Here is a 7,896-nt window from a genome sequence, read left to right as displayed (position 1 = left end):
TAGTGGAGGTGCTTGGCCCGGAGGATGAGGTCGCATCTGTATCCGAGTTGTTGGCGGAATTGCTGTTGCTGGTCGAAGTCTCGGTAGCAGTAGAGCCGCTGTCGGTGTCGGAATTGTTGGTAGAATTGCTGTTGCTGGTCGAAGTCTCGGTAGCAGTAGAGCCGCTGTCGGTGTCGGAATTGTTGGTAGAGTTGCTGTTGCTGGTTGAAGTTTCGTTGGCAGTAGAGCCGCTGTCAGTGTCGGAGTTGTTGGTGGAGTTGCTGTTGCTGGTTGAAGTTTCGTTGGCAGTAGAGCCGCTGTCAGTGTCGGAGTTGTTGGTAGAGTTGCTGTTGCTGGTGGAAGTTTCGGTAGCAGTAGAGCCGCTGTCAGTGTCGGAGTTGTTAGTAGAGTTGCTGTTGCTGGTGGAGGTTTCGGTAGCAGTAGAGCCGCTGTCGGTATCGGAGTTGTTGGTGGAGCTGCTGTTGCTGGTTGAAGTCTCATTTGCTGTAGCTTCGCTGTCCGTATCAGAGTTGACAGTGGCATCACTGGAGCTGACCGATTTGTCGATGGATTTGGCAATGATACAGCGGAAACGCCGCCTCCTGGAACGACATTTACGCCGCCGTCGCCTTTTGCAGCGATATCGCGATTTCAAACATTTAACCCTTCTTTTATGACACTTGCACTTCCTGCGACATCGTCTTCTTCGTTTGATTCGGCACCGTTTGGAAAGCTTTCTTTTCGCCAATGGTTGTCTCACCTCACATGGCAAAAGTATGGTTATACGAGTAGTATAGGTTGGCAAGGCAAAATGGGAACGGCGTTTGTCCTACTAGAAACGCACACATTTGATGGACATCAAAAATGTGGGTACGGATTGTAGCGCGTTGCCGAGAGCACAAAGCAAAACGCATGGCACTGATCAAGCTGAAAAAAGTCAGCGACTGTTTTGCGAAAGAGTACGATCCAATTGCAACTCTTGTTTTTATGCGGTTCTCTAGCAGTCAGAGAGCCGCTTTTTGCGTTCCCTTCGCTTTTTCACACAGTCTTAATAGCTTCTTAACAACCCATTTATATCAGTTTCATTTTGGTTGTTTACGATTAAAAGCGAAAAAACCAAAAGATCAAACACAAATAAAAACGAAAAGGGGCCTTAAAGATGAGAGGGAACCAGTTGAGCTGGAAACGAACCGTTGTTGTCATGACATCCTTTTTTCTGCTTGCCGGATGCGCCGCCGAGACGAAATCAGACACTGCTCTGGATGCGTCGCAATTGACCCTGGATCAAATCGTAGAAAAAGCGAAGAAGGAGGGCGAAGTCAACTCTGTAGGGATGCCGGACACGTGGGCAAACTGGGGGGAGACTTGGGGCAATCTCCAGAAGGAATACGGCTTGAAGCATATGGATACCGACATGTCGAGCGCAGAAGAATTGGCCAAGTTTGAAGCAGAAAAAGATAATGCCACAGCAGACATCGGCGATGTGGGCATCGCTTTTGGACCGTTAGCCAAGCAAAAAGGGCTGACGCTGCCTTACAAAACCTCTTACTGGAACGACATTCCCGCCTGGGCAAAAGATGACGAAGGGCATTGGGTGCTAGGCTATACCGGAACGCTGGCTTTTCTCACCGACAAGACAAAAGTGCAAAATCCTCCGAAATCCTGGGCTGATTTGAAAAGTGGAAACTACAAGATCGCGATCGGCGATGTCATGAAGGCGAATCAAGCGCAGTTTGCCGTGCTGGCTGCTGCTTATGCCAACGGGGGAGACGAGAAAAATATCCAACCAGGCGTCGACTTTTTCGCTGAACTTGCCAAAAACAAGCGACTCAGCACGAGCGACCCTAGCCTGGCCAACCTGGAGAAGGGCGAAGTCGAAGTCGCTATCTTGTGGGACTTCAACGCACTCGGGTATCGGGACAAAATCGACAAAAACCGTTTTGATGTCCTCATTCCGGAAGAAGCATCGGTCAGCAGCGGGTACGCTACTTTGATCAATAAATACTCCAAGCATCCGCACGCTGCCATGCTTGCTCGTGAATACATCCTCTCCGACGCAGGCCAGTCCAATTTGGCTCGTGGCTACGCCCGACCTATCCGCGCGAACGCCAAGCTCGATGAATCTGCCAAAGCGAAACTGCTCCCGGAAGATATGTACAAAAATGCCCGTCCTGTGGGTGATCTGGCTGCGTGGGAAGCGACGGCCAAAAAACTGCCGCAGCTTTGGCAAGAGCAGGTGTTGATCCATGTCCGCTAACAACAAGCTGGCCATGATTGTGCTGGACGGACTGAGATTCGACACAGCTGTCTCGCACATGGGGTATATGCATCATCTGGTCGAGTACGGCATCGCGGCCCGCTTTCAGGTACGCTCGGAATTGCCGAGTCTCTCTCGTCCTTTGTACGAAGTGCTGTTGACGGGAACTCCTGCGTGGAAAAATGGAATTTCCAGCAATCAGGCGGCGCGGCTTTCGCACCAGGAGAGCCTTTTTCACCTGACGCGGAAAAACGGGATGTCCAACGCGGCTGCCGCTTATGGCTGGGTAAGCGAGCTGTACAACAAAGCGCCGTTCAGTCCGTTTCACGACCGAATCCAGCTGAACACGGACAGTCCGATCCAAAACGGGATGTTTTACTGGGAGGATCATTACCCGGATACACACTTGTTTGCTGACGCCAACTTTTTGCTGAATGGATACCGTCCGGATTTTCTCTACGTCCACTCCATGAATATCGATGATGACGGTCACAAGTATACGGCTGATTCTGCGCAATATCGTAACCGCGTTCTGGCGGCAGATTCCATCCTGGCAAATGTGCTTCCTGCGTGGATGGATGCGGGTTATCAAATCATCGTGACAGCCGATCACGGGATGACAGCGGATGGGAATCACGGCGGCACCTCCAGCGCTGACCGGGACGTCCCTCTGTTTGTCATCAGCAACCAAGTATCTCCCGGCATTCGCGAGGAGGTCATCCCGCAATTGCAGGTGGCTCCGCTTGCCTGCCAATTGCTAGGCATCTCCCCTTCGGAAGCGATGCAGCCATTGACCGTATGCGGGCAGAGTAGTAAGACGTCTCCCTGAGGGGGCGTCTTTTCCTCTCAGAAAGGAGCTTTTGCGATGAAACGATTTGCCAGCATGCTTTTGGTCACGACAATTCCGTTCTTTGCGATGATCGCTCTGTTTCTGCTCGTCCCGTTGCTTTCCATGATCGAGGGGAGCTTTCAGGCCGAGGGGGGCGGCGGTTTTACGATCAGTCACTATCAGGAGATTTTTTCCAATCCATATTACTTGCAGGCTTTTGAAAACAGTGTGCTCATCTCGTTCCTGTCGTCTCTTATCGGAATCATCGCTGCTGTTTTCGCTGCCTATGCGATTACCCGTTTCCCGCAGTCTCTGCAACAGCGAGTGCTTGTCATTACCAATCTAACCTCGAACTTTGCGGGGATTCCGCTCGCTTTTGCCTTCATTGTTCTGTTGGGGAATAGTGGTCTGTTTGTATTGCTTGCGAAGCAGCTGGGGATTGATTTTGGCCAGTCCTTTACTCTGTATTCGTGGAGCGGTTTGACGCTTGTTTATGTTTATTTTCAACTGCCTTTGGCAGTGATGCTTTTGTATCCCTTGTATCACGTCATTCAGAAGCAGTGGATGGAAGCGGCCGAGCTGCTCGGGGCAAGTCCCTGGCATTTTTGGCTGCGAATCGGTTTCCCGGTACTGTTTCCGGGCATCGTCGGCACATTCAGCATTTTGTTTGCCAACGCAATGGGTGCCTATGCTTCGGCCTACGCGCTCACGGGCAGCAACTACAACCTTGTGCCGATTCGGATTGGCGCGCTTGTCTCCGGCGACATTTTTGCCAGACCGGAGCTGGGTAGCGCTCTCGCCGTACTGCTCGGCCTGACGCTTGCCGCCGCCCTGGTCGTGAACGAGTGGCTGACGCGGAAGATTCGGAGGGATTTGTCTTGAAGCGAATTGGTTTGCCATCCTTGTCGTTTGCGTTGGTCATGCTGTATTTGTTTTTGCCTGTAGCGGCTACCGTACTTTATTCGCTGGCAACCGAGTGGAACAGCACGGTTTTGCCGGAAGGGCTCACGCTAAAATGGTTCGCGGAGCTGTATGGCGATCCCCGATTTTTGCAGGCATTCGGGCGCTCTTTTGTGCTGAGCTTTTTGACGACAGTTGTTGCTGTCGTGATTATCGTCCCGGCCGTTTTCTCCATTGTCGTTTACGCTCCCCGGATGGAGAAACTGGTTCAACTTTTTGTGATGCTGACCTACGCTGTACCTGGCGTCATTATGGCGGTCGGCTTGATTCGTACTTATTCAGGCAACGGGATTCCGATGATCGTTATTACAGCCGGGGCGTATCTGGTCGGTCTGCTTCCGTATCTTTATCAAGGAACGCGAAACAGCCTGCTTGCCCTGCACGCCCGTTCGTTGATGGAGGCGGCCGAGCTGCTGGGTGCGAGTCGCTGGCAGGCGTTCGTCCGGATTATCGTGCCGAATATTATGTCTGGAATTTTCGTATCGGCGCTCCTGTCGTTCTCCATCCTGTTCGGTGAATTTGTCCTGATCAACATTCTCGTGGGAGGAAGATACGAGACCCTGCAACTGTATTTGTACAACAAGCTATCGGCAAGCGGGCATGTCGCCAGCGCGATTACTGTCACTTATTTTGTCCTGATGGCGATCATCACCAGCCTGATTGTCAGATTCACACGCCGAAGCTTCGCACGCAAGGAGGTCTCCTGATGAGCTACGTCCAAATCGAACACATGTCCAAAACTTTTCACGGCCAGCACGTGTTGAAGCAACTCGACCTTGCGATTGAAAAAGGCGAGCTGGTTACGTTGCTTGGCCCTAGCGGGTGCGGCAAAAGTACGCTGTTGCGCATCCTCAGCGGTCTGACTGCCCCTGACACGGGCAAGATTTACATTGACGGCAAAGATGTGACTGACGTGTCGCCAAAAAACAGGGAGATCGGCATGGTGTTCCAATCGTATGCGCTTTTTCCCAATCTTACGGTCAGTCAAAACATTGCCTTTGGCCTGGAAATGAACAAAGTCCCGAAAGCGGATATTCGGCTGCGTGTCCAGGAAATGATCGAGCTGGTCGGGCTTGCGGGAAAAGAGCAAAACTATCCGCGCGAACTGTCTGGCGGCCAGCAGCAGCGTGTAGCCCTCGCCCGTTCGCTGGTTACCCGGCCAAAAGTGCTTTTGCTCGATGAGCCGCTCAGTGCCCTGGATGCCCAGATTCGCAAAAACTTGCAAAAACAGCTGCGCACCATCCAACGCGAGCTGAACATGACGACTGTGCTGGTTACGCACGATCAGGAAGAGGCCATGGCTGTCAGTGACCGCATCTACATCATGAACGGCGGCCGTATCGTGCAGCACGGCAGTCCTCATGAGATTTACACCCAGCCACACTCTGAATTTGTCGCTCGCTTCATTGGAAATTACAACGTGCTGAGCGCCGAGCAGCTGAACCAAATCGCGCCTGATCTGTCCATTCGGGAGGTAGCCGAGCGGTTCGCCATCCGGCCCGAGACATTTCGTGAACAGCCTGTAACTGCGGAAGACATCCGCTTGACCGGGAAGATTGCTCATGTATCCATGCTCGGCAACGTTACCCGTTACGAACTGAACATTGGCGATGTTTCTGTACTGGTGGACACGCTGCACATGTCCTTCGAGTCCGAGCAGACAGGCACAACCAAAACATTGTATTTATGTCCCAAGGATGTGATTCCGCTCTATGACACTATTGCCTGAAGAACGACAGCAAGTGATTCTGGACGAACTGAACCGACACGGTAAAATTCAGGTGATGAATCTGGCAAAAAGCCTGGCAGTAACACCAGAGACCATTCGACGCGATCTGGACCAGTTGGAACAGCAACGCATGCTAAAACGGGTGTACGGCGGAGCGATCCCTTATCATTTGCCAAAACGAGAGCCGCATTTTGAAAAGAAACAAGCGATCCAACAGGCGGCAAAAACGAAAATCGGCCAAATCGCGGCAGAGCTTTTGGCTGACGGAGACACGATCGCGCTCGATGTCGGAACGACAACACTGGAGCTGGCACGTGCCATCAAGGGCCTCAACCAACTGACGATCGTCACCAATTCGCTCCCTGCTGCCGCTTTGTTGAACGAGTTGCTGGAAGCAAATCAATTCAACGGCCAGGTGATTATGCTGGGGGGTCTGACCCATCCGGCTCAACAATCGGTTGCCGGGGCGTTTACTTGCGAGCTGCTCTCGCGCTTTCATTTTGACAAAGCTTTTATTTCCTGCGGAGGAATCACCGCTGATGGCTTCACCGACTACGACATGGAAGAAACTTTGTGTTCGACCATGATGGTACAGCGCTCGGAGCAAGTTTATGTTTTGGCAGACACATCGAAAATCGGTCAAACGCAATTTTCCCGTATATGCGGCTGGCCGGATGTCAGCGCGGTCGTTTGTGACCAGCCGATGCCGGATGAATGGCTTTCGTCAGGCATTCAAACTACCTGGATAAGCGAACATCCGCTAAGGAGAGACTTCACATGCTGATTGACTATCATCTTCATCTGGAAGAAGGGCCCTATTCACTGCGCTGGCTCGACCGCACCAATGCGGCCCTCGATCACTTTCATCCATTAACCCAACCTCGACATACCCGTGCCTGGCTGCTGGACAGCATGGCGCGATTAAATAACCGCTTGTCTCGCGGGGCATACGACCCGGCCTGGATCGATCTGTATTTGCGTGAGGCACTGAACAAAGGCTTGAAAGAAGTAGGGATTGTCGATCATTTATACCGTTTCCGCGAAGCGCGCCCTTACTTTGAACGGTACATGGAGCTGGGCGATACCGATTTGGGTCGCTTGCAGCGCACTTGGCTTGATCAGGTATGCACGGAGAGCCTCAGCGACTTTTGCGCGGCGATTGAGGCAGCAAAGCCGCATTGGTCGGCAAGCGGCGTGGAGTTGCGGCTGGGGATCGAAGCGGATTATTTTATCGGCGGGGAAAAAGAGTTGGAAAGCTTGCTGACTGGCGCTTCGTGGGATTATGTGATCGGCTCTGTCCACTTTTTGCACGGGTGGGGCTTTGATAATCCCGAGACTCGCCAGTTGTTTGAGCAGCATGACCTGAAACAGCTGTACGCGGACTTTTTCCACACGGTTGAATGTATGATCAGGAGTGAGCTGTTTGATTTTGTCGCCCATCTGGACAATTTGAAAGTGTTCTCCTATCGGCCTGTGGAAGCGGAGCTTGTGCCCCATTACAACAGGATCGCGACTGCTTTGAAAGAAACGAATACAGCGACCGAAATCAATGCGGGCTTGTATTACCGCTATCCCGTTCAGGAAATGTGCCCCAGCCCGGCTTTTCTGGACGTTCTGGTGGCGCATGACGTGCCGCTGACGCTCTCGTCCGATGCGCATTTTCCCGACGATATTGGAAAGTATGTGGCAGCGAATTTGGATACGATTCGTTCGCTGGGGGTGGCGGAGGTTGCTACTTTTTCTGGGCGTCGACGGATTATGAAGGCGATTAGGTAAGTGGCAGGTATTGCAGGCTGCAGGTGAGAGTTGCTTGTAGGAGTTGGAATGGGACAGATGGGATAGGTTGGTGTTTTGGGTTTGGGGTGGTCGCTGGTCGTATATATTGTCTGGATATGACTGGCGGCATGTTTTGATCAGGATCATTTTCGGGATGCGAAAAAACCTTGGAAAGCCAAGGTTTTTTTGCATGGAATTTGCCAAAAGATGTGTACCTGCATATAATAAGAAGGTAGGTGAGGCGTCAGAAGAAGGCTCTTTGCCGCTTTTTGAAACAGTCCATACTTGTCCCCGTAGCTCAGCAGGATAGAGCAACGGTTTCCTAAACTGTAGGTCGGAGGTTCGAATCCTCTCGGGGACGCCATG

Annotated in this window: 8 protein-coding genes and 1 tRNA gene; all 9 read left to right on the top strand. The window is 52.1% G+C overall.

Annotated features, from left to right (window positions below; translation table 11 throughout):
- Positions 1 to 656 (top strand): hypothetical protein (locus EDM60_RS28820; RefSeq protein WP_167470369.1); only part of this gene is annotated, 656 nt, incomplete at its 5' end.
- Between the two features lie 482 nt (positions 657 to 1,138).
- A complete protein-coding gene (locus tag EDM60_RS23295) occupies positions 1,139 to 2,236 on the top strand; it encodes an ABC transporter substrate-binding protein (RefSeq protein ID WP_122966079.1) in 1,098 nt (365 codons plus the stop codon).
- Positions 2,226 to 3,065 (top strand): alkaline phosphatase family protein, encoded by an 840-nt coding sequence (locus EDM60_RS23290; RefSeq protein WP_122966078.1) that lies wholly within the window; start codon positions 2,226 to 2,228, stop codon positions 3,063 to 3,065. The genes EDM60_RS23295 and EDM60_RS23290 overlap by 11 nt, the downstream gene beginning before the upstream one ends.
- 36 nt (positions 3,066 to 3,101) lie before the next feature.
- Complete coding sequence (locus tag EDM60_RS23285) at positions 3,102 to 3,947, top strand: ABC transporter permease (protein WP_122966077.1); 846 nt, start codon at positions 3,102 to 3,104, stop codon at positions 3,945 to 3,947.
- Positions 3,944 to 4,732 carry an ABC transporter permease gene (locus tag EDM60_RS23280; protein WP_063230261.1) on the top strand — a complete coding sequence of 263 codons (789 nt, stop codon included), beginning with the start codon at positions 3,944 to 3,946 and terminating at the stop codon, positions 4,730 to 4,732. The genes EDM60_RS23285 and EDM60_RS23280 overlap by 4 nt, the downstream gene beginning before the upstream one ends.
- Positions 4,732 to 5,754 (top strand): ABC transporter ATP-binding protein, encoded by a 1,023-nt coding sequence (locus tag EDM60_RS23275; RefSeq protein ID WP_122966076.1) that lies wholly within the window; start codon positions 4,732 to 4,734, stop codon positions 5,752 to 5,754. Before EDM60_RS23280 ends, EDM60_RS23275 begins: the two co-directional genes overlap by 1 nt.
- Positions 5,738 to 6,538, top strand: coding sequence for a DeoR/GlpR family DNA-binding transcription regulator (locus EDM60_RS23270; protein WP_122966075.1), 801 nt, complete (start codon positions 5,738 to 5,740; stop codon positions 6,536 to 6,538). The genes EDM60_RS23275 and EDM60_RS23270 overlap by 17 nt, the downstream gene beginning before the upstream one ends.
- Positions 6,532 to 7,530, top strand: coding sequence for a histidinol phosphate phosphatase domain-containing protein (locus EDM60_RS23265; protein WP_122966074.1), 999 nt, complete (start codon positions 6,532 to 6,534; stop codon positions 7,528 to 7,530). Before EDM60_RS23270 ends, EDM60_RS23265 begins: the two co-directional genes overlap by 7 nt.
- A 287-nt stretch (positions 7,531 to 7,817) precedes the next feature.
- Positions 7,818 to 7,894, top strand: a tRNA-Arg gene (locus EDM60_RS23260).
- The last annotated feature ends 2 nt before the right edge of the window (positions 7,895 to 7,896 follow it).

The sequence above is a fragment of the Brevibacillus parabrevis genome, assembly GCF_003710905.1.
Lineage (GTDB): Bacteria > Bacillota > Bacilli > Brevibacillales > Brevibacillaceae > Brevibacillus > Brevibacillus parabrevis.
The sequence above is the reverse complement of the archived record's forward strand: the minus strand, read 5'-3'. Positions and strand labels throughout refer to the sequence as shown.